Source organism: Telluria sp. ZB4P34 (assembly GCF_059686055.1).
On record NZ_JCASIF010000001.1, the window covers coordinates 114827 to 135853 of the forward strand.

General features: G+C 67.2%; 17 protein-coding genes. 10 read left to right on the top strand and 7 right to left on the bottom strand.

Annotated elements, in window-relative coordinates; translation table 11 throughout:
• Nucleotides 1-6 precede the first annotated feature (6 nt).
• Together gcvH and gcvP are read left to right on the top strand one after the other, a co-directional pair.
• On the top strand, nt 7-387 hold the full coding sequence (gene gcvH / locus AC56KL_RS00500; protein WP_497178200.1) for a glycine cleavage system protein GcvH: 381 nt from the start codon (nt 7-9) through the stop codon (nt 385-387).
• 228 nt (nt 388-615) lie between these two features.
• Entirely contained in the window at nt 616-3495 is a 2880-nt protein-coding gene (gene gcvP, locus AC56KL_RS00505; RefSeq protein WP_497178201.1) for an aminomethyl-transferring glycine dehydrogenase, read from the top strand.
• Nucleotides 3496-3520: 25 nt separating this feature from the next.
• Here gcvP and AC56KL_RS00510 read toward each other — a convergent pair whose 3' ends face one another.
• The gene (locus AC56KL_RS00510; protein ID WP_497178202.1) at nt 3521-5203 is read right to left on the bottom strand and encodes a methyl-accepting chemotaxis protein; all 1683 of its coding nucleotides are present in this window, start codon (nt 5201-5203) and stop codon (nt 3521-3523) included.
• Between the two features lie 273 nt (nt 5204-5476).
• Here AC56KL_RS00510 and AC56KL_RS00515 point away from each other — a divergent pair, with 273 nt between their 5' ends.
• Nucleotides 5477-6154 (top strand): outer membrane beta-barrel protein, encoded by a 678-nt coding sequence (locus tag AC56KL_RS00515; RefSeq protein WP_497178203.1) that lies wholly within the window; start codon nt 5477-5479, stop codon nt 6152-6154.
• A 54-nt stretch (nt 6155-6208) separates the two neighbouring features.
• On the opposite strand, the gene AC56KL_RS00520 is transcribed toward AC56KL_RS00515, so the two are convergent.
• Complete coding sequence (locus AC56KL_RS00520) at nt 6209-7888, bottom strand: peptide chain release factor 3 (RefSeq protein ID WP_497178204.1); 1680 nt, start codon at nt 7886-7888, stop codon at nt 6209-6211.
• Between the two features lie 188 nt (nt 7889-8076).
• Between AC56KL_RS00520 and AC56KL_RS00525 the strand changes: the two genes are divergently transcribed.
• The 6 genes from AC56KL_RS00525 to AC56KL_RS00550 are packed head-to-tail and all read left to right on the top strand — an operon-like array spanning nt 8077 to nt 14597.
• Nucleotides 8077-8478: a type IV pilin protein gene (locus tag AC56KL_RS00525; RefSeq protein WP_497178205.1), complete on the top strand. Its 402-nt coding sequence runs from the start codon at nt 8077-8079 to the stop codon at nt 8476-8478.
• On the top strand, nt 8472-8930 hold the full coding sequence (locus AC56KL_RS00530; RefSeq protein ID WP_497178206.1) for a GspH/FimT family pseudopilin: 459 nt from the start codon (nt 8472-8474) through the stop codon (nt 8928-8930). Before AC56KL_RS00525 ends, AC56KL_RS00530 begins: the two co-directional genes overlap by 7 nt.
• Nucleotides 8931-8934: 4 nt before the next feature.
• A complete protein-coding gene (locus AC56KL_RS00535; RefSeq protein ID WP_497178207.1) occupies nt 8935-9519 on the top strand; it encodes a type IV pilus modification PilV family protein in 585 nt (194 codons plus the stop codon).
• Between the two features lie 12 nt (nt 9520-9531).
• Nucleotides 9532-10626 carry a PilW family protein gene (locus tag AC56KL_RS00540; RefSeq protein ID WP_497178208.1) on the top strand — a complete coding sequence of 365 codons (1095 nt, stop codon included), beginning with the start codon at nt 9532-9534 and terminating at the stop codon, nt 10624-10626.
• Nucleotides 10623-11207, top strand: a complete 585-nt coding sequence (locus AC56KL_RS00545; protein ID WP_497178209.1) for a hypothetical protein — start codon at nt 10623-10625, stop codon at nt 11205-11207. Before AC56KL_RS00540 ends, AC56KL_RS00545 begins: the two co-directional genes overlap by 4 nt.
• A gap of 30 nt (nt 11208-11237) precedes the next feature.
• On the top strand, nt 11238-14597 hold the full coding sequence (locus tag AC56KL_RS00550; RefSeq protein WP_497178210.1) for a pilus assembly protein: 3360 nt from the start codon (nt 11238-11240) through the stop codon (nt 14595-14597).
• Here AC56KL_RS00550 and AC56KL_RS00555 read toward each other — a convergent pair.
• Together AC56KL_RS00555 and AC56KL_RS00560 are read right to left on the bottom strand one after the other, a co-directional pair.
• Entirely contained in the window at nt 14576-16063 is a 1488-nt protein-coding gene (locus tag AC56KL_RS00555) for a sensor histidine kinase (protein ID WP_497178211.1), read from the bottom strand. The two genes, AC56KL_RS00550 and AC56KL_RS00555, sit on opposite strands and share 22 nt — an antisense overlap.
• A 37-nt stretch (nt 16064-16100) precedes the next feature.
• The gene (locus AC56KL_RS00560; protein WP_497178212.1) at nt 16101-16781 is read right to left on the bottom strand and encodes a response regulator transcription factor; all 681 of its coding nucleotides are present in this window, start codon (nt 16779-16781) and stop codon (nt 16101-16103) included.
• A gap of 292 nt (nt 16782-17073) precedes the next feature.
• Here AC56KL_RS00560 and AC56KL_RS00565 point away from each other — a divergent pair, with 292 nt between their 5' ends.
• Nucleotides 17074-17874: a Crp/Fnr family transcriptional regulator gene (locus AC56KL_RS00565; RefSeq protein WP_497178213.1), complete on the top strand. Its 801-nt coding sequence runs from the start codon at nt 17074-17076 to the stop codon at nt 17872-17874.
• Here AC56KL_RS00565 and AC56KL_RS00570 read toward each other — a convergent pair.
• The 3 genes from AC56KL_RS00570 to AC56KL_RS00580 all read right to left on the bottom strand — a co-directional run bounded on the left by AC56KL_RS00570 (nt 17855) and on the right by AC56KL_RS00580 (nt 21024).
• Entirely contained in the window at nt 17855-19381 is a 1527-nt protein-coding gene (locus AC56KL_RS00570; RefSeq protein WP_497178214.1) for a CHASE3 domain-containing protein, read from the bottom strand. The two genes, AC56KL_RS00565 and AC56KL_RS00570, sit on opposite strands and share 20 nt — an antisense overlap.
• A 323-nt stretch (nt 19382-19704) precedes the next feature.
• Nucleotides 19705-20337 (bottom strand): response regulator, encoded by a 633-nt coding sequence (locus tag AC56KL_RS00575; RefSeq protein ID WP_497178215.1) that lies wholly within the window; start codon nt 20335-20337, stop codon nt 19705-19707.
• Between the two features lie 273 nt (nt 20338-20610).
• Nucleotides 20611-21024: a MerR family transcriptional regulator gene (locus tag AC56KL_RS00580; RefSeq protein ID WP_497178216.1), complete on the bottom strand. Its 414-nt coding sequence runs from the start codon at nt 21022-21024 to the stop codon at nt 20611-20613.
• Nucleotides 21025-21027: the final 3 nt, after the last annotated feature.

Here is a 21027-nt window from a genome sequence, read left to right on the forward strand (position 1 = left end):
CCTTACATGAACATTCCAACCGACCTGAAATACACCGAGTCCCACGAGTGGGTGCGCCGCGAGGCTGACGGCACCCTGACCGTCGGCATCACCGAGTACGCACAGGACGCACTGGGCGACATCGTGTTCGTCGAGCTGCCGCAGGTCGGCAAGGCATTCACCGCCGGCAGCGACGCCGCGGTGGTCGAGTCGGTCAAGGCCGCCAGCGACATCTACGCGCCGGTCGCGGGCACCGTCACCGCCGTCAACCAGTCGGTCGCCGATGCGCCGGACTCGATCAACCAGGATGCCTACGGCGCCTGGCTGTTCAAGCTGCAGCCGAGCGATGCCGGCGCGGTCGACAAGCTGCTGGACGCCGACGCCTACGGCAAGACCACCGGCAACTGATCGGCAATCCTGCCCACGTCGTTTCCACGGATACGACGTGGGGTCCGTAGGGTGGTCGGCTATGCCGACCGCGCGTCCAGCTCCGGCATGCACCACGGCAGCGCCAGCCTCGGTTGAACGCGCGGCCGGCCAAGCCGGCCACCCTACAAGGTACTTGCAGCAGCGTAAGCGATCCCCATCTCCAATACTCCGGCGCCACCGCGCCAGCTCCTTCTCTTGGCCATTACCATGACCCGCACCAGCCTCACCCAACTCGAAGCGCGCGATTCGTTCATCCCGCGCCACATCGGCCCGTCCGAATCCGAACAGGCAGCCATGCTGTCGACCCTGGGCTACGCCTCGCGCGCCGCCCTGATCGACGCGGTCGTGCCTGCGAACATCCGCCGCCAGGACACGATGGACCTGGGCCAGTTCGTCGAACCGCGCAGCGAAGAGGACGCGCTGGCTACGCTGAAGGCGATCGCCTCCAGGAACAAGGTCATGAAATCGATGATCGGCCAGGGCTACTACGGCACCCACACGCCAAAAGTCATCCTGCGCAACATCTTCGAGAACCCGGCCTGGTACACCGCCTACACCCCGTACCAGCCGGAGATCTCGCAGGGCCGCCTGGAAGCGATCCTGAACTTCCAGCAGATGATCACGGACCTGACCGGCATGGCCATCGCCAACTCGTCGATGCTGGACGAAGGCACGGCAGCCGCCGAAGCCATGACCCTGCTGCAGCGCGTCGGCAAGTCGGCCTCGAAGGTGTTCTACGTGGCCGACGACGTGCTGCCGCAGACCCTGGAAGTGATCCAGACCCGCGCCACGCCGATCGGCGTCGAAGTGCGCGTCGTCGCAGCGGGCGACATCGACAAGCTGGACGAGACCTGCTTCGGCGTGCTGCTGCAGTACCCGGGCGTGAACGGCGAAGTGCGCGACTACCGCGCCGCCGTCGAACGCCTGCACGCTGCCGGCGCCATGGTCGTCGTGGCCGCCGACCTGCTTGCGCTCACCATGCTGGAAGCACCGGGCGCCTGGGGCGCCGACGTGGTGGTCGGCAACAGCCAGCGCTTCGGCGTGCCGCTCGGTTTCGGCGGCCCGCACGCCGGCTACCTGGCCACCCGCGACGAATTCAAGCGCAGCATGGCCGGCCGCCTGGTCGGCGTCACGGTGGACGCCCAGGGCAACCAGGCCTACCGCCTGGCGCTGCAGACCCGCGAACAGCACATCCGCCGAGAAAAGGCGACCTCGAACATCTGTACCGCCCAGGTGCTGCTGGCCGTGATGGCCGGCATGTACGCGGTCTACCACGGTCCGCAGGGCCTGAAGAGGATCGCCCAGCGCGTGCACCGCCAGACCGCCATCCTGGCTGCGGGCCTGAAGTCGCTCGGCGCCGAAGTGCTGAACAGCACCTACTTCGACACCCTGACCGTCAAGGGCGATGCCGCCGCACTGCATGCTGCCGCCGAAGCGGCCGGCATCAACCTGCGCCGCATCGACGACGGACACGTAGGCGTATCGCTGGACGAAACCACCACCCGCGACGACCTGGCCCTGCTGTTCTCGGTTTTCGGTAACGGGAAGCCGGTCGACATGGATGCGCTGGACAGCGACGTGCAGGAGGCCTACCCGGCGGAACTGGCGCGTACCTCCGCCTACCTGACCCACCCGACCTTCAACCGCTACCACGCGGAGCACGAGATGCTGCGCTACCTGCGTGGCCTGGCGGACAAGGACCTGGCGCTGGACCGCACCATGATCCCGCTCGGCTCCTGCACCATGAAGCTGAACGCGACCTCGGAAATGATCCCGGTCACCTGGCCCGAGTTCTCGAACATCCACCCGTTCGCCCCAGGCGACCAGACCGTCGGCTACCGCGAGATGATCGGCCAGCTGGAAGCCATGCTGTGCGCCGCCACCGGCTACGCCGCGATCTCGCTGCAGCCGAACGCCGGCTCGCAGGGCGAATACGCGGGCCTGCTGGTGATCCAGAAATACCATCAAGCGCGCGGCGAAGGCCACCGCAACATCTGCCTGATCCCGTCTTCGGCGCACGGCACCAACCCGGCGTCGGCCAGCATGGTCGGCATGAAGGTCGTGGTCACCGCCTGCGACGAGAACGGCAACGTCGACCTGGCCGACCTGAAGGCCAAGGCCGAGCAGTACAGCCGTGACCTGGCCTGCGTCATGGTCACCTACCCGTCGACCCACGGCGTGTTCGAGGAAGGCATCCGCGAACTGTGCGAGATCGTGCACCAGCACGGCGGACAGGTGTATGTGGACGGCGCCAACATGAACGCGATGGTCGGCGTGGCCGCGCCGGGCGCCTTCGGCGGCGACGTCAGCCACCTGAACCTGCACAAGACCTTCTGCATTCCGCACGGCGGCGGCGGCCCCGGCGTCGGCCCGATCGGCGTGGGCGCCCACCTGGCGCCCTTCCTGCCGAACCAGCTGTCGACAGGTTACGTGCGCAACGAAGCGGGCATCGGCGCGGTGAGCGCCGCCGCCTACGGCTCGGCCTCGATTTTGCCGATCTCGTGGATGTACATCGCGATGATGGGCGCCTCCGGCCTGACCGCGGCGACCGAAGTGGCGATCCTGAACGCCAACTACATCGCCCGCCGCCTGGCGCCGCACTACCCGGTGCTGTACACCGGCCACGACGGCCTGGTGGCGCACGAGTGCATCATCGACCTGCGCCCGCTGCAGGACAAGACCGGCATCTCGAACGAAGACGTGGCCAAGCGCCTGATGGACTTCGGCTTCCACGCCCCGACCATGAGCTTCCCGGTGCCGGGCACGCTCATGATCGAGCCGACCGAGTCGGAGTCGAAGGCCGAGCTGGATCGCTTCGTCGAAGCGATGATCACCATCCATGCCGAGATCGTGAAGGTCGAGCGCGGCGAGTACGACAAGATGGACAATCCGCTCAAGGGCGCTCCGCACACCGCCGAGGTGGTGACCGCAGACGACTGGCAGCATTCGTACTCGCGCGAAGTGGCGGCCTTCCCGGTGGCCTCGCTGCGCAAGAAGAAGTACTGGCCGCCGGTCGGCCGCGCGGACAACGTGTACGGCGACCGCAACCTGTTCTGCGGCTGCGCGCCGATCAGCGATTATGAATAAGTCGCACTAAGGGCTTGTCTGCGGCTCATTTGCGGCTCGACGCGAGTCGCAGGTGCGAACGCTCGTGAAGACGGCGTTCCCTGGGGAGATCCCGGGGGACGCCGCTTTCTTTTTGCTGCGGCCTGGCGCCCTCGTCCTGCGTGCCCAACGCGGTGTCGGGCGCGTCGAGGCGGAAGGCAGCGACCGTGCGCGACAGCGCCAGCGCCTGCATCTGCAGGGTGCGCGCCGCGGCGGCCGCTTCCTCGACCAGCGCGCAGTTCTGCTGGCTTACCTCGTCGATCCGCACGATCGCCTGGTTGACCTCGGCCAGGCTGCCTGCCTGCCCCGCACCGGCGCTGCCGATCTTGCCTGCGAGCTCCTCCACGGCGCCCAACGAGCCGGCGGCGTCCTGCATGCTGGCGCCGGCCTGGGCCGCCCATGCGGTGCACGCCTCGATCTCGGCCACCGAGCGCGCCGCCAGTTCGCGCACCTCGCGCGCGGCGCGCGCCGCGCGCTGGGCCAAGGCCCGCACCTCGCCGGCGGCGTCCGCGAACTCGCTCCCCCGGCCGTCGCCGCGCGCCGAAGCCAGGGCGGAATCGAGCGCCAGCGTGCCCGCCTCGCTGGCCAGCGCGTCGATGGCGCCCGCCACCTCGGCCGCCTGCGCGGCGCCCTCCTTCACGCGCGCCATCGTGGCCGCCATGCGCTCGACCGTCAGGCCGCCTTCGCGTGCGCTGCTTGATGCCGACCGGGCCAGCCGGCTGGCCGCGAGCGCGCCGGTGGCCGTCACGGTAGCGTGCTCGGCCAGCCGCTGCATCGAGGCGGCGGTGTCTTCCAGCGCCTGGCGCCGGAAGCCGGCGCGGCTGTGCATGCCGAGCTTGCCCAGGCCAAGGTCGCGCGAGGCGCTGCCGATCGTGTGCGCCGATTCCAGCACCGTGCGCAGGCTGCCGTTCAGGTTGCGGATCCCGGCGTCGAGGGCACGCGAAATCTCGCCGATCTCGTCGTCTCCATACACGCGTTCGCCCACGGTCAGGTCGCCGCTGGCCAGCCCGGAAGCGGCCGCGCCGATCGCGCGTATCTCGAGCAGCAGCGAACGCCGCACCGCGATCGTGATCGCGAGCGACACCCCGACCGCCAGCAGGACCACGAAGGGCATCAGGCCGGCGCCTACCCGGAAGTCGGCCGCCGCGCTTTGCGACGCCTGTTCCGACAGCGCGCGCTCGTGCTGCGCCAGCATGGCCATGCGCTGCACCAGCCTTGAGAACGCGGCCTCGGGCTTGATCATGGCGTTGGCGCCGATGGTCTGGTCGGCATGGGCCAGCTCGACCACCTCGCGCGCCGCCCGCACGTACAGCCGATGCGCCTGGGCCGCGCCCTCGGCATGGCGGCGCTCGGCGCCGGCCGGGGTCCGGCGCGCCAGCTCGCCGAAGGCGCGCGCGATGGCCGCATGCTGGCGGTGGATGTCGGCAATGAGCAGCTCGATGCGGGGCCGGGAAATACTGCTTCCCAGCCAGGTGAGCAGCCTGTAGGTGTCGGCATGGACGCGCTGGACCTGGGCCACCAGTTCGGTGGCGCTGCGCATCTGCATGGCGCGCGGGCCGACGATCGCCTGCAGCGAGGCGTGCTGGCGCACCATCGCGACATAGGCGCCGCTCGAGAGCAGCACCAGCAGGAGCAAGACGACGCCGGGCGCCAGCAGCAGCTTGGGGCCGATCTTGAGCCGCGACAGCATCGCTCAGGCCCGCTGCGGCGGCGTGGTGAAACGGGAAGTGTTCTTGTATGTTTGCATGATGCCTCCCTGTCGAAAACACGCGTTATTTCCAGATTGCATTCAATGAATCTACGCGGTTCAAAGCGAGCGCAGTTTGCGTTGGCGCAGACCACCGGCCCCGTAGTCGGACATATGCATTCGTGAAACAGCTAGTTACCAATTTGCCACAGTTGGCAACGCGGCATCCTGTATCCTGCCGCACGACCGGATCAAGCATTTCGCAAAGGAACACGCATGCACGCCAGGGGCATCCTTATCGCCGCAGCACTCTTCTCCTCCAGCCTCGTCCAGGCGCAGCCGCCCGGCATGCCGCAGCCGCACCTGGAAGCACAGGCGCGAGGCAGCCTCGGTCCGCTGGCGCAGGGCGTCAAGCGCCATTCGCCCCTTTATGGCGGCAACGAGGCCGTCAATCCGAACGATCGCCTGTTCCCGGGCTTTCGCACCGATCCCCGGCTTGTGCTCGGCTATGCCTTGAATCCCTACCTCGCCATCGAAACCGGCTATTCCTTCCTCAAGGACGAAGGCTTCCACAAGATCGATCCCTTCGGCCGCGGGGCGGGCGCGGCGCAGGCTGCGTTCGCGGCAGGCGACCTTGGCGCGGTCAGCAACACCACCTACCTTGCCGCCAGGCTCACGGTGCCGGTCAACGAGCGCCTGTCGGCCTATGGCAAGTTCGGCGTCGCGCACAGCAGCGTGGTGGATGACGGTCTCCTTACGCCGGAGGCGCAGGCGTCCGGCAAGCCGACCGGTCCGCAAACGCGCACCGGCGCCTTCGGCGCGGTCGGCGCCAAATACAAATTGAACGACAAGGCGACGCTCAGCGGCGAGTACCGGGTGAACGGCAGCGCCGACAAGTTCGGCGGCGCTTCGAATGCGGGCGGATTGAAAGGCAGCGTCGGGATCGGCTTCTGATGCGCTGCAAGGAGGACGGGTGCGCCGGCCGGCGCACCCTGGGACTTAGCGGAGTTAGCCGAGCCTGGCCGCGTGTTCGCGGGTCGCGTGGAAGGTCAGCTTGGGCCAGCGCTCCTGGGTCAGGCGCAGATTGACGCCGGAGGTGGCCAGGAAGGCCAGGTTGCCGGCCGCGTCGTAGGCCACCTGGTGGCCTAGCTGGTTCTCGAAGTCGGACAGGGACTTCTTGTCCTCGCTCGACACCCAGCGCGCACTCGAGATGCTGCTGCTTTCGAACACGGCGTCCACGCCGTATTCGTTGAGCAGGCGGCTCGCCACCACCTCGAACTGCAGCACGCCGACCGCGCCCAGGATCAGGTCCGCGCCCAGCACCGGCTTGAACACCTGCACCGCGCCCTCTTCGCCCAGCTGCTGCAGGCCCTTGTGGAGCTGCTTCACTTTCAGCGGATTACGGATGCGCACCGTACGGAACAGGTCCGGCGCGAAGTACGGGATGCCGGTGAAGGTCAGCATTTCGCCTTCCGAGAAGCTGTCGCCGATCTGCATGTTGCCGTGGTTGGGCAGGCCGATGATGTCGCCGGCGTAGGCTTCTTCCACCTGCTCGCGGCTCGACGCCATGAAGGTCACCACGGAGGACAGTTTCACTTCGCGCCCCAGGCGCAGGTGCCTGACCTTCATGCCCTTTTCGAAACGTCCCGAGCACACGCGCAGGAAGGCGATGCGGTCGCGGTGGGCCGGGTCCATGTTGGCCTGGATCTTGAAGACGAAGCCCGAGAACTTCGGCTCGACCGGCCCGACCGCGCGCACGGTGGCGTCGCGTTCGCGCGGGGCCGGGGCCCAGTCGACCAGGGCCGACAGGATCTCGCGCACGCCGAAGTTGTTGATCGCCGAGCCGAAGAACACCGGGGTCTGCACGCCCGACAGGAAGCGCTCGAGGTCGAACACGTGCGAGGCGCCGTGCACCAGCTCCACTTCCATCTTCAGCTGCTCGATCTCGAGCGGGAACATCTCGGCCAGCTTCGGGTTGTCGATGCCCTTGACGATCTCGAAGGCGCCGTCGGCCTTCTCCTCGCCGGCCTTGAACAGCATGATCTCGTCCTTCAGCAGGTGATACACACCGCGGAAGTTCTTGCCCATGCCGATCGGCCAGGTCACCGGCGCGCACTCGATCTTGAGCACGGATTCCACTTCGTCGAGCAGCTCCAGCGGGTCGCGGGTTTCGCGGTCGAGCTTGTTCATGAAGGTGACGATCGGGGTGTCGCGCATGCGGCAGACGTCGAGCAGCTTGATGGTCTGCTCCTCCACGCCCTTGGCCGCGTCGATCACCATCAGGGCCGAGTCGACCGCGGTCAGCACGCGGTAGGTGTCTTCCGAGAAGTCCTGGTGACCCGGCGTGTCGAGCAGGTTGATCACGTGCTCGCGGAATTCGAACTGCATCACCGAGGACGCCACCGAAATGCCGCGCTGCTTCTCGATGTCCATCCAGTCCGAGGTCGCATGGCGGCCGCTCTTGCGGCCCTTGACGGTGCCGGCCAGCTGGATCGCGCCCGAGAACAGCAGCAGCTTCTCGGTCAGCGTGGTTTTACCCGCGTCGGGGTGGGAAATGATGCCGAAGGTGCGGCGGCGCGCGACTTCGCGCGCGATCAGCGCAGCCGGCTTGCCGGCGGCGCTCTCGACATTGTCGCTGGAGGGTTCGCTGATAGGTGCTACGGATGCTGCGTCGGTGTCGGTGGACATGGTCTCGGCCAATTCGGGTTCTGCAAAACCCTCGATTTTACCGGGTACGGGCCGCCTTGTGTGGCTCACACGCATCATGCCACTCCGGTCACCGGCCACTTGTCAGCGTTTTGTCAGCGCAAATTCAGCATTCTGACAGCTTCGATGTTTATACTGGGCAACAATTTATGATTCCATGGGGCAATACCATGCACACCCAAGCATCCCGCAGGCAGCGTGGCTTCACCCTGGTCGAGCTCATGGTGGCGGTGGCGATCGTCGGCATCCTGGCCGCGATCGCCCTGCCCGCCTACAGCGAGTACGTCGTGCGCAGCAAACGCAGCGCGGCCCAGGCCTACCTGATGGAGCTGAGCCAGGCCCAGGCCCAGTTCATGGCCGATTCGCGCAGCTATGCCGACAGCGTCGACGACCTGCACTTGCCGGTGCCCGAGCACATCGACGAGAAGTACGAGATCGCGATCGAACTCGAGGACGGCCCGCCGCAGGGCTATACCATCACCGCGACCCCGCGCCCCGGCACCAGCCAGGCCGGCGACGACGTCCTCAGCATCGACCAGGCCGGCGCCCGCACGCCGGGCGACAAATGGTAAACGGACGCCAGGGCGGCCTGACGCTGCCCGAACTCATGATCGTGCTGCTGATCCTGTCGGCCGTGCTGGCGATCGCGGCGCCCGCCTACAGCAGCCTGGTGGCAACCATGCGCGCACGCAGCGCCGGAACCGACCTTTACACCGCCCTGAACCTGGCGCGCAGCGAAGCGATCAAGCGCAACCGCGAAGTCACCCTGGCGCCGGCCGACGACGGCTGGCAGGCCGGCTGGCAGATCGCCGACCCGGGCGACGCCGACCGCCTGCTGCACGACCATCCGGCGGTGCCGGGCGCCAGCATCGACGGCCCCGACAGCGTCACCTACCTGCCCAACGGGCGCACCAAGGGTGCGAACCTGCCGGCCTTCGACATCGCGGCCGGCGACGGGGACGAACTGCGCTGCGTCGCGGTCGACCTGTCGGGCCGTCCCAAGCAAATTACTGCCTCCTGCTGACGCCATGAACCGAACGCTTCCCCATTTTGCGCGCGCACGCGGCGTGAGCCTGGTCGAGGTCCTGGTCACGATGGCCGTGCTGGCCTTCGGCCTGCTCGGCCTGGCCGCCTTCCAGGCCAAGGCCCACGTGGGCACGCTCGAGTCCTACCAGCGCGCCCAGGCCGCGGTGCTGCTGCAGGACATGCAGTCGCGCCTGGCCGGCAACCCGGCTGACGCGGCCGCCTACGAGACCGAGGCACCATTGGGCACCGGCGACGACATGGAAGGCGACTGCGCCCTGCTGGCAGCCCGCAGCGAGCGCGACCTGTGCGAATGGAGCGCCGCCCTCAAGGGCGCGGCCGAGCAGCGCGAGGACGGCGCCCAGGCCGGCGCGATGCAGGACGCACGCGGCTGCATCACCGAAGTCCGCGCCAGCAACGAGGCTGCCGGCGTGTGCACGCCGGCGGTCTACCTGGTCACCGTCGTCTGGCAGGGCATGCATCCCACCCGCGCCCCATCCCAGGCCTGCGGCAAGGACCTGTATGGCGACGAAACCCACCGCCGCGCCGTCTCGGTGCGGGTGGCTGTCGGCCTGCCCGGCTGCACCTGAGGAGACCGCCCGATGCGCCCCCTGCCCCCCTTGCCCCCCTTGCCCCCCTTGCCTGCCTTGCGCCGCGCCCGCGGCTTCTCGCTGGTCGAGCTGATGATCGCCGTCGCCATCGGCCTGGTCATCCTCGCTCTGCTGTCCACCATGTTCGTCAAGAACACCCGCGCCCAGCAGGAAATCGAGAAGTCGCACCGCCAGGTCGAGAACGGCCGCTTCGCGATCGACCTGCTGGGCGTCGACCTGCGCAATGCCGGCTACTATGCCGAATTCGATCCCGGCGTGCTGGACAACCCGGCAGAGTTGCCGCTCCTGTGCGCGGCCGACCTGGCCGAACTGCGCGCCGGCCTGGTGCTGCCGGTCCAGGGCCTGGACGATGGCGCCGCCCTGCCTGCCTGCCTGAGCGACGTACGCGCCGGCACCGACGTGCTGGTGTTGCGCCGCACCGCGACCTGCGTCGCCGGCAGCGGCAATTGCGCGCCGCTGGCGCAGGGCGGCCCCTTCTTCCAGGCCTCGCTGTGCAACAACCCCACCCAGCTCGATTCCGGCGACGTCGACGACTTCTATGCGCTCAGCCTGTCGACCGCCAACCTCGACCGCCGCCGGCGCGACTGCACGCAGGCGGCCAATAGCGGAACCCTGGCCGCGATCCGCCGCTACCACACCCATATCTACTACGTGGCCAACAACAACCGCGCCGGCGACGGTATCCCGACCCTCAAGCGTCTCGAGCTGGGCAGCAACGGCGAAGCGCCGACCTGGACCGTCGTGCCGCTGGCGGAAGGCATCGAGAACATGCAGCTGGAGTACGGCCTGGACCTGGTCCAGGACGGCGTGGCCGACACCACCGCCGCCGATCCTGCCAGCGCCGCCGGCTGCGGCAGCGCGGACTGCGCGGTTGCCAACTGGCGCAGCGCAGTGGCCGTGCGCATCCACCTGCTGGCGCGCAATACCGAGGCCACGCCGGGCTACCGCGACACCAAGTCCTATACCCTGGGCCTGGATGCCGCCGGAGAAGAGCATGTCGTCGAGGCGGCCGAGGATGGCTACAAGCGCCACGTATTCCAGGCGCAGGTGGCGCTGCCCAACCCGGCCGGAAGGAGACTGCCATGAACGCCGGGCGCGTCATACGGCAAGGCCGCGAGCGCGGCGTAACCCTGATCACGGCCCTGATCATGCTGGTGCTGCTGACCCTGGTGGCGCTGACCACCTTCAACGTCGGCAAATCGAACCTGCAGATCGTCAGCAACATGCAGCAGCGCGACGAAGCCGCCGCCGCCGCCCGCGAAGTGGTCGAGGAAGTCATCAGCAACACCCGCTTCACCGTCACGCCCGACCATGTGCTGGCCAATCCCTGCGGCGCCGCCAACGAGCGCTGCGTCGACACGAATGGCGACGGCGAAGACGATGTGCGCGTGAAGATCGCGCCGCGCCCGAAGTGCGTCAAGGCCCCGGCGATCAGGAACACGGCGCTCGACCTGGCCAAGCCCGAGGACCAGGTGTGCAGCATGGGCAGTTCGCAGAGCTTCGGCGTGGCCGGCGCCGTCGACGGCAACTCCGCCTGCGCCGACAGCGTCTGGGAAATCCGCGCCGAAGCCACCGACATTGAGACCGAGGCCCAGGTCGAGGTCACCCAGGGCGTGGCCGTGCGCGTGGCGCGCGACGACGTCACCAACAACTGCCCCATCAACTGAGCAACCGAGCAACTGAGCGAAGGATCCTTCATGTTCCGCAACAAGTATCCCGGCTCGCCCCGCGCGGGCCTTACCGGGCTGGCCCTGGCCTTCTCCGGCGCGCTCGCGCTGCTGCCGCATCCGGCCGGCGCCGACGACATCGACATCTTCACCGGCGCTTCGGCAGGCGCGAATGCCAATCCGCGCATCCTGATCGTGCTCGACAACACCTCGAACTGGTCGCGCCAGAACCAGAAGTGGGCGAACAAGGTGGACCAGGGCCAGTCCGAGGTGAACGCGATCAAGCGCGTCGTGGCGGAACTGGACGGTACGGTCAGCCTGGGCCTGATGGAGTTCGTCACCGGCGGCAACGCCAACATGGACGGCGGCTTCATCCGTTACGCGATCCGCCCGATGGACACGGACAACCGGGCCGCCATCAGCACCCAGCTGACCACGATCTACGACAACATCAACAGCCCGGACGAGAAGCGCAACTCGAATACCCCGTACGGCAACCTGATGTACGACGTCTACAATTACCTGTCCGGCGGCCTGTCCTATTCGCCGGGCGGGGTCGTGGCAAGCAAGGCCGACGCGGGCGGCTATACCACGGCCTTCGCCCGCTTCAAGTCCCCCTTAAGCACCGACAACGTCTGCGGCAAGACTTTCGTCATCTTCATCGGCAATCCGAATTCGAGCGGCCCCGCGGCCGACACGGCGGCCAATACGGCCCTGCTCAACACGCTCAACGGCAACAAGAACGCCAATGGCGCCATCATTCCGGTCACGCAGCTCGGCCTGCCGAACTTCAGCACCCAGAGCGTGAGCACCCCGACCACGATCGGCACCACGGCCGCCTGCTACGGCAGCGCCACCGCGGCGGCGGCGGGACTATCTGCCCTCAGTACCACCTGCGCCGACTATACGGATGGCTGCAAGATCGGCGCCGCCGTGCCCAGCGCGGCCGGTGTCTGCACTGCCGGCAACAGCCGCTACAGCGTGGTCGCCACCGACACCATCATCACCAACACGCCGACCGGCAGCTTCAGCACCGATACCGGTCCGCGCAATGCCGACGAGTGGGCGCGCCTGCTGCACGACCGCGGCATCGAGCTGCCCGACAGCACGATCCGTCCCAACGTCACTACCTATACCATCGACGTCTACAACGCCCAGCAGAACGCCGAGCATACCTCGCTGATGCTGAGCATGGCCCGCGCCGGCGGCGGCAAGTACTTCGCCGCCAGGAACGAAGAGGCCATCGTCGACGCACTGAAGGAAATCATGGTCGAGATCCAGGCCGTGAACAGCACCTTCGCTTCGACCAGCCTGCCGGTGAACGCCACCAACCGTTCCCAGAACGAAAACCAGGTCTTCATCGGCATGTTCCGCCCGGACCCCGATGCCAAGCCGCGCTGGTTCGGCAACCTGAAGCGCTACCAGCTGATCGACAACAAGGGCAGCATCGACCTCGGCGACGCCGCCGGCAAGCAGGCGGTGAACTCGATCACCGGCTTCGTGAGCCCCTGCGCCACCAGCTACTGGAGCAGCGACAGCGGCACCTACTGGAGCGGGCTGGGCCTGACGCCCGACCCGGCCGGCACCTGCACGACCAGCGGCTTCAACCGGTATTCGGACGCGCCCGACGGTCCCTTCGTGGAAAAAGGCGCGGCGGCGCAGGTCCTGCGCAAGGGGAACGGTGGCGCCAATGCGAACGCGGTCAACCGCAAGGTGCTGACCCACGTGCCCGGCACCGGCCTGACCGACCTGACGGAAGCCAACAGCGGCATGGATGCCAGCCTCGTCAAGTTCATCCGCGGCGAGGACACCAACAATGAAAAAGGCAGCGGCGTATCCAGCAATACCCGTCCTTCGATCCACGGCGACGTCATCCACTCGCGTCCCCTGCCGGTCAACTTCGGCCAGGAAAAAGGCGGCGTGACCGTGTTCTACGGCGCCAACGACGGCACCCTGCGCGCCCTGAACGCGGCCACCGGCGTGGAACGCTGGGCCTTCGTCGCGCCGGAATTCTTCCCGCGCCTGTCCCGCCTGAAGAGCAACATGCCGCTGGTGAAATATCCGGATATGCCGGAGACCGATATCGCACCGGCCAGGAAAGATTATTTCTTCGACGGTTCCACCGGCATCTACCAGGACGCGACCAGCGCGACCGTCTGGATCTACCCGACCATGCGCCGGGGCGGGCGCATGATCTACGCCCTCGACGTCAGCGACGCCGCCAAGCCCGCGTTCAAGTGGAAGGTCGGTTGCCCCAACCTGAACGACGACGCCGGCTGCACCGACGGCATGGCCGGCATCGGCCAGACCTGGTCAACCCCGAGCGTGGCCTTTATCAAGGGCTACGAGGACGGCACGAAGCCAGTGCTCGTGGTCGGCGGCGGCTACGACGGCTGCGAAGATGAGGATAGCAAGACGCCCGGCTGCAGCAGCACCAAGGGCGGCATGATCTATGTCCTCGATGCCGGCAGCGGCGCGGTCGTGCGCTCCTTCAGCACCTTGCGCAGCGTGGCGTCCGATATTTCCATGGTCGACATCGACAACGACGCCATGCCCGATTACGCCTATGCTGCCGATACCGGGGGCAACCTGTACCGCGTGGACTTCATGAGCAGCAACCGCAGCGCGCTGGCGAAGGCGGCATGGACGCGCCGCACGGTGGCGCGCAGCAACGGCGGCGGACGCAAGTTTCTGTTCGCGCCGGCCCTGCTGGCGGCGCGCGACAACACCAAGCCGACCCACGACGACTACGTCTACGTGGCGATCGGCAGCGGCGACCGCGAGCACCCGCTGGCCAGCCAGTATCCCTTCGAGACGGTCGTCAACCGCTTCTACGTCTACAAGGACAGCATGAAGAGCGCGGCCGACGCGGAACCGGTCGACCTGGACGCACTGGCCGACTACACGAACAAGGACAGCTGCGACACCCCCCCGGTGCTGCCGGGGAGCGAGCTGAAGGGATGGTTCATGGACCTGACCCAGAACGGCAAGGGCGAGCAGGTCGTGACCTCGGCCCTGATCGCCGGCGGCATGGTGACCTTCAGCACCAACCGCCCGATTCCGCCCAAGGCCGGCACCTGCTCGACCACGCTGGGCGAAGCGCGCGGCTACTGGGTCAACCTGTTCAACGCCTCCGGCGCGATCGGCGTGGGCGGCACCTGCGATGGCAAGCGTTCCTCGCCCTTCGTGGGCGGCGGGCTGCCGCCCTCGCCGGTGCTGGCCAACGGCGTGCCGATCGACGGCAAGGCCACCACGGTGGTGATCGGCGCCGTGCAGAAGGGCTCGGACGGCGCGGCCGGCGCCAGCGTCCCGATCGCCCCGCAGAAGATCCGCCCGGCCATCAGCTCGCGCCGCAAGCGTGCCTACAGCTACACCTCGGGCGCCGACTGATCCGGAACGGGCGTGCTGGCGGATCGCCCGCGCAACGACGCGCGGGCGGCCGGGATCAAGCGAGCATCGCCCGCATCGCCCGCATCGCCCGGCACGCCGGGAAAGCGCACGGCCACCAGCAGCCCGCGGCCGCCCGCGCCGTTTGCCAGGCCGTCGCCGAGCTCCACCTGCGCGCCATGCGCGACGGCGATCTCGCGCACGATCGCCAGGCCCAGGCCCGAGCCCTGGCTGTGCTGGTCCAGGCGCACGAAACGCTGGAATACCTGGGTCCGCTTGTCGAACGGGATGCCCGGCCCCGAATCCTCTACCGCGAACAGGGCCCCGTCGGGCGCGGGACGGCAATGCACCGTCACCGTGCCGTGCGAGGGCGTGTAGCGCAGGGCGTTGTCCACCAGGTTATCGACCAGGTCGCGCAGCATGTGGCGCTCGCCCATCGCCGCCACCGGCGCCAGCTCGAAGCCGAGATCGATGTCCTTGCGCACTGCCCCGTCCACGAAGGTCTGGACCGCCTCGGCCACGATTGCTGACAGGTCGAGTGGCGCCAGCCGCGCCTGCGCGAAGCGCTCGGGGCCGGCCCGTTCCAGCGACAGCAGCTGGTTGGCCTGGCGGATCATCCGTTCGTTGGCCTGCAGCAGCAGCTCGACCGAACGGACGGTCTCCGGGTCGTCGCGATGGCGGCCGGCCAGCCACTCCAGCTGAAGCCGCAACCCGGCCAGCGGCGTGCGCAGCTGGTGCGCCACATTCGCGCGGAAATCGTCCTGGGCCCGGGCGCCGGCGGCAATGCGCCCCAGCAGGGCATTGAAGGCGGCAACCAGGGGCGCGATCTCGCGCGGCATGCCGGTATCGTCGAGCGGCGCGAGGTCGTGGCTGCCGCGCGCATCGAGGCGGGCGCGCAGGCGCGCCAGCGGCGCCAGGCCATTGCCGACCGAAAACCACACCAGGCCTACCAGCGCCAGGCTGAACAGCACTTCGAGCAACACCAGGGCGCGCACGATGGCCGAGCGGACCTGGTGGCGCTGGCTCAGGGTGCGCGCCACGCCGACCTCGAGCACGCCGCCGCTGCCGGGCACCAGCAGGCTGGCGACCCGCACCGGCTGGCCGTGCATCCGCGCGTCGTGGACCGTCTCGCGCACGGTTCCGCGCATCGGACCGTCCTGGCGGCGGCGCGGAAAGGCGGGATCGCCGGCCAGCACGCGGCCGGCGGCGTCGCGCACCACGAACCAGCTGGCGTCGGGGGTGCCGGCGTCCAGCACGCGCCCTGCGGCGTCGGGCAGTTCGGGGCCCAGTCCGGGGTCTCCCGGCCGCAGGCGCGCCGCCAGGCCGGCGGCGGCGTCGAGCAGGCCCCGGTCGAAGGCCAGCTGGGCCGGCGTCCAGGCCAGCAGGTAGGTCAGGCTGGCGGCCAGGAGGTTGAAGACGAGGATCGGCGCGACCAGCCACTTCAGCAGGCGCAGGCGGATGCTGCTCATGCCTGCCGCTGCGCGCGGCGCACGGGCCTGCCGGGGCTCACGGCTGGGCCTCGAGCAGGTAGCCGAAGCCGCGGATGGTGCGGATCGCCACCCCTGCGCCGTCCAGCTTCAGGCGCAGGCGCGAGACATAGACCTCGACCGCGTTCAGGGTCAGGTCGTCGCCCCAGGGAGCGATGGCGTCGATGATCTGCTGCTTGGACACCACCCGGCCGGCATGCTGCAGCAGGTATTCGAGCACGCCCCACTCGCGCACCGACAGGTCGAGGGAACGTTCGCCGATGCGCGCGCGCCGGGTCGCGCTATCCAGGCTCAGCAATCCGATGCCGAGCTGGCAGGGCGGCGGGGCGAAGCGCCGCGCCAGCGCGCGGATGCGGGCGACGAGCTCCACCGTGGCAAAGGGTTTCACGAGGTAGTCGTCGGCGCCGGCCTCGAGGCCGCGCACGCGGTCTTCGACGGCGTCGCGGGCGGTGAGCAGCAGCACCGGGGTGGCGCCGCCGCGGGCGCGCAGGCGTCGCAGCACTTCGAAGCCGTCGATGGCGGGAAGGCCGATGTCGAGGATGACAACGGCAAACTGCGTCGGACCAGCGCCCTGCAGGCGGGCGTCGGCGGCCAGGCCCTCGGGCACCCAGTCGACCTGCATGTCCTGTGACCCCAGGGCGCGCAGCAGCCCGTCGGCAAGCACGGCATCGTCTTCGACCAGCAGCAGTGGAAGGGGCATTATCTCAGGCGCAAGAAGAAAGCCACATTATGCGCGATTCGGTCGCCTAAAAGGATACCTGGACGCCTTCCCGAGCATTTCCCTGAGAAAAGAAAAAGCGATGTCAGAACGACATCTCTCCAGTAGGACTGGGCTGACAAAATGGCCTGCGTCAAGCCTACACAGGTGCGACTGCCAGTCTTATGTTCGCCAACAGACTATAGCCTTATTGTTCACACATCGCGATGAGGAAATAAAAACAGGACCTCAGACAATCGCAAACCGATACACGTTAGAGATAAGAGGACATAAAATGAACAACGCTCAGCTTGGTGGTACGCAAAAAGCGCAACACAAGATTCCAGCCACGAGTGAGACTGTGAAAGCCGCGTCCCGCCCCGTTGTCAGCTATAGCGGCACCCAGCAGAACGAACTGCTCGGCGCCCTGCCCCGCCAAGACCTGGAAAGCCTGTTCGAGCACCTGGAACTTGTGCCTCTGCCATTCGGCAAGGAGTTGTTCGAGTATGGCAGCAAACTGGAATACGTGTATTTTCCGACGACCGCAATCGTGTCGCTGCTGTATGTGATGGAAGACGGCGCCACCACCGAGATCGCGGTGGTCGGCCACGAAGGCGCGGTCGGCGTGTCGCTGTTCATGGGTGAACGCGCTACCTGCAGCGCCGTGGTGCAGAGCGCCGGCTACGGCTACCGCCTGAAGACCCAGTACCTGCGTGACGCCTTCAACCGCGGCGGCGCCCTGCCCCAGCTCCTGATGCGCTACACCAATGCCCTTTTCGCCCAGATGGCCCAGAACGCCGTCGGCGGCCGCCACAGCTCGATCGAACAGAAGCTGTGCCGCTGGCTGCTCGACCGCCTGGACCGTTCGGCCAGCAATGAGCTGAAAGTGACCCAGGAGCTGATCTCGATCATGCTGGGCGTGCGTCGCGAAAGCATCACCGCCGCTGCCGGCAAGCTGCAGGACGAAGGCCTGATCCAGTACCGCCGCGGCAACATCACCGTCCTCGACCGCGCGGGCCTGGAAGAGTATGCCGGCGAATGCTACAAGGTGGCCAAGTCGGAATACGACCGCCTGCTCATGGATGTGGCGCGTTAATCGAAGATGACTCGGCCCCCTGCGGGGCACCGAAACGAAGGGCCGGCGCCGTCTCTGGCAACAGGGACGGCGTTGTCGTATCCGGAGCGAGCATTGGCGTCAATGGAACCGTCCCCTCGCCGCCCGGGGCCGCCGCCGGCAGCCATGCATGCACGCAAGTGCCGATGCCGTTGACGCCGCGACCCACGCTCAGGCTGCCTCCCAGCAGCAAGGCCCGTTCGCGCATGCCCAGCAGGCCGTGCGACTTCGATCTGGCCATGGCATCCGCCGGGATGCCGATGCCGTCGTCGGTGATTTCCAGGTCCCACCCGTCCGGCTCGCGCGTCAGGTTCACGATCACGGTAGAAGCCTTGGCGTACTTGGCGATATTGTTCAGCGCTTCCTGGGTGATGCGGAACAGCGCGATCGCCTGCATCGGCCCGGCGCTGTCCGCGTCGGTGTCGATCAGGGCGTCGCAGTCGAGCGCGGTCACGCGTGCGTAATCGGCGCAATAGCTCTGCAGCGCCGTCGATAAGCCCATGTTGTCGAGCAAACTCGGACGCAGGTTTTCGATGATGCGGCGCTTGAGCTGGACCGTGTCCACCAGGGTCTTGCGCGCCCTGCCCAGCATGGCCACCAGTTCCGGATGCGTGCCCTTGAGCTGTTCGCTGACCGTGGTCATGTCCATGCCGATCGCCGTCAGGTTGGCGCCCATCTCGTCGTGCAGCTCGCGCGCCAGGCGCGACTTTTCTTCTTCCGACACCCGGATCAGGTGGCGCGACAGTACCGACAGCTGCTCGGTACGCTCGGCAACGATGGCCTCGAGGGTGTCGTTGGTGTTCTGGAGCGCGCGCTCGGCCTCCAGGCGCAGGCCGAAACTGCGCTGCACCAGGTTATGGAACAACAGGATCACGAGGATCGCCAGCGCATTGATGCCGACCCCGAGCAGGACGGTGCGGCGCGACTGTTCGTAGAAGGCGGCGGTGCGGGTGGCCAGCAGTTCGTTCTGCTCGCGCATCATGATCACGACCTGCAGGCGGATCTCGTCCATCTGGCCACGCTCGTCGGCGGCCGCGGCGATGGCGACGATGTCGACCAGGCCGCCCTGGCGATAGACCTCGAGGGCCTGGTGCATCAGGCCGAGCTTGCGCTGGACCAGGGTGCGCAGCTGCGCCAGGTTGCGGGCCTGCGAAGGATTATCGGCCAGCAGCACGCCCAGCGCGCGCAGCTGGTTGTCGAATTGTTGCGGCGCCGCGTGCAGCGGGCCGAGGTTGACTTCCGAGCCGGACAGGAAATAGCCGCGCAATCCGCTTTCGGCATCGGTGACGAGCAGGTTCAGGTACCCGAGCTCGTCGGAAACGCGGGCGGTCTGCGCCTGCAGCCCGTTTGCGGCGCGCAGGTCATCGAGGTTACGGATCAGGAAGACCGCGTTGATGACCAGGATCACGACACAGGCCACGCATAACAGGGTCTTGGAGAGCGGCAGGCCACGCAGCCGCTTGCCATCAGAGGCAGTGGAAAAATACATAAGCTTCCTTTCGCGCAACTCATGCCATCCGGGCCGATTATAGTCGGGTTGACTCGACAGTGCAGCGCGGGCCGAGCAGGGACGAAGCTGACGCGGTGCCAGCCGTTGTTGAGGGATGCTGATGCGATACTGGGCGGCCGACAGGTGCAAGTTTGCGCGAGGATGCTGGCGCATGCAATACAAATGTTGCGCTACGGCGAAATTTTTGTAACGTTTGGAAACAGGTTTGGCTGCTATGCGAGCTCAGCCGTATACGAGGCGGGGAGGCGAAAAAGACGGGTGCAGCGATGATGCGCCGGCAGGCCGGCGCATCCGTGGACAGCTCAATCGAGCAGGTTGTTCTTCATGGCGTAATAGGTCAGGTCGCTGTTCGACTGCAGGCCCATCTTCTCCATGATGCGGGTACGGTAGGTGGACACGGTCTTGATCGACAGCGACAGCGCATTGCCGATGTCCGACACGGTGGCGCCCTTCGCCAGGCGCAGGAAGACCTGGAACTCGCGGTCCGACAGTTCGGTGTGCAGGGCCGTGTTGGGGTCGCGGTCGAAGCTTTGCGCCAGCAGCTCGCCCACGGTCGAGCTCACGTAGCGGCGGCCCTGGAACACGGTGCGCACGGCGGTCTTGAGTTCGTCGGCTTCGCATTCCTTGTTCAGGTAGCCATTGGCGCCCATCTTGAACAGGTTGAGCGCGTACTGTTGCGCCGGATAGCCGGACAGGATCAGCACCGGCAGGTTGGGCTGGCCCTGGCGGATGGTGCGCAGGATATCGATGCCGCTCTGGTCGGGCATCGCGATGTCGAGCAGGAGCACGTCGCAGATCTCGCGGCGTGCGATATCGAGGGCTTCGCGCCCGGTGGCGCCTTCAGCGACGACTTCGAACTCGCCGGACGACGAGAAAATCTGCTTGAATCCTGCTCGAACTATTTGGTGATCGTCACAAATGGCAACGCGTATCATTGTCTTCCCTTAAATTTTCCCTGTTCAGGAAAGTGCCAGGTCCGTGTGTGCGCCCCGGCTTGCATGCATGTTCAGCATGACCGCAAGTGACATTCTATCACTATGGCGTGGGGCATCAAGGCACACGATTGCTGAGTTATGCGCGGCGTGCCCGAGCACGGGGCGCGCTGCGGGCGAATCGACGGATGTCGTGAGAGCAAACACATGTAAGGCCTCCGCGCCGACACATCAGGGGGCCGCATCGCGGCCAGCGCAGCGGACGCCCGTTGCCGCTCAGGCGGCGCTGCCGGCGCCCTCGCCATGCTTGAGAAGCGCGAGGATGTCCAGCAGCTCGGCCCGCACCATGTCGATATCGATCGCAGGCGCCGCCGCTGGCAGTTCGGCTTCGGCTGCACCTGCCACTTCATGGCCGCGGCCGTCGAGGCGGTTGCGCGCCCCGCTGATGGTGAAGCCCTGCTCGTACAGCAGCTCGCGGATACGGCGAATCAGCAGCACTTCGTGATGCTGGTAATAACGACGGTTACCACGGCGTTTGACCGGCTTCAGTTGGGTAAATTCCTGCTCCCAGTAGCGCAATACGTGCGGTTTGACCCCGCACAAATCACTTACTTCACCGATCGTGAAATAGCGCTTCGCCGGGATCGGCGGAAGCACGAGGGGCTCAACTTGTTTCGGTCGTTCGCTCATCTA

Coding starts and splice junctions, on each gene's coding strand:
- gcvH (WP_497178200.1), top strand. CDS start 7: ATGAACATTCCAACCGACCTGAAATACACCGAGTCCCACGAGTGGGTG.
- gcvP (WP_497178201.1), top strand. CDS start 616: ATGACCCGCACCAGCCTCACCCAACTCGAAGCGCGCGATTCGTTCATC.
- AC56KL_RS00510 (WP_497178202.1), bottom strand. CDS start 5,203: ATGCTGTCGCGGCTCAAGATCGGCCCCAAGCTGCTGCTGGCGCCCGGC.
- AC56KL_RS00515 (WP_497178203.1), top strand. CDS start 5,477: ATGCACGCCAGGGGCATCCTTATCGCCGCAGCACTCTTCTCCTCCAGC.
- AC56KL_RS00520 (WP_497178204.1), bottom strand. CDS start 7,888: ATGTCCACCGACACCGACGCAGCATCCGTAGCACCTATCAGCGAACCC.
- AC56KL_RS00525 (WP_497178205.1), top strand. CDS start 8,077: ATGCACACCCAAGCATCCCGCAGGCAGCGTGGCTTCACCCTGGTCGAG.
- AC56KL_RS00530 (WP_497178206.1), top strand. CDS start 8,472: ATGGTAAACGGACGCCAGGGCGGCCTGACGCTGCCCGAACTCATGATC.
- AC56KL_RS00535 (WP_497178207.1), top strand. CDS start 8,935: ATGAACCGAACGCTTCCCCATTTTGCGCGCGCACGCGGCGTGAGCCTG.
- AC56KL_RS00540 (WP_497178208.1), top strand. CDS start 9,532: ATGCGCCCCCTGCCCCCCTTGCCCCCCTTGCCCCCCTTGCCTGCCTTG.
- AC56KL_RS00545 (WP_497178209.1), top strand. CDS start 10,623: ATGAACGCCGGGCGCGTCATACGGCAAGGCCGCGAGCGCGGCGTAACC.
- AC56KL_RS00550 (WP_497178210.1), top strand. CDS start 11,238: ATGTTCCGCAACAAGTATCCCGGCTCGCCCCGCGCGGGCCTTACCGGG.
- AC56KL_RS00555 (WP_497178211.1), bottom strand. CDS start 16,063: ATGAGCAGCATCCGCCTGCGCCTGCTGAAGTGGCTGGTCGCGCCGATC.
- AC56KL_RS00560 (WP_497178212.1), bottom strand. CDS start 16,781: ATGCCCCTTCCACTGCTGCTGGTCGAAGACGATGCCGTGCTTGCCGAC.
- AC56KL_RS00565 (WP_497178213.1), top strand. CDS start 17,074: ATGAACAACGCTCAGCTTGGTGGTACGCAAAAAGCGCAACACAAGATT.
- AC56KL_RS00570 (WP_497178214.1), bottom strand. CDS start 19,381: ATGTATTTTTCCACTGCCTCTGATGGCAAGCGGCTGCGTGGCCTGCCG.
- AC56KL_RS00575 (WP_497178215.1), bottom strand. CDS start 20,337: ATGATACGCGTTGCCATTTGTGACGATCACCAAATAGTTCGAGCAGGA.
- AC56KL_RS00580 (WP_497178216.1), bottom strand. CDS start 21,024: ATGAGCGAACGACCGAAACAAGTTGAGCCCCTCGTGCTTCCGCCGATC.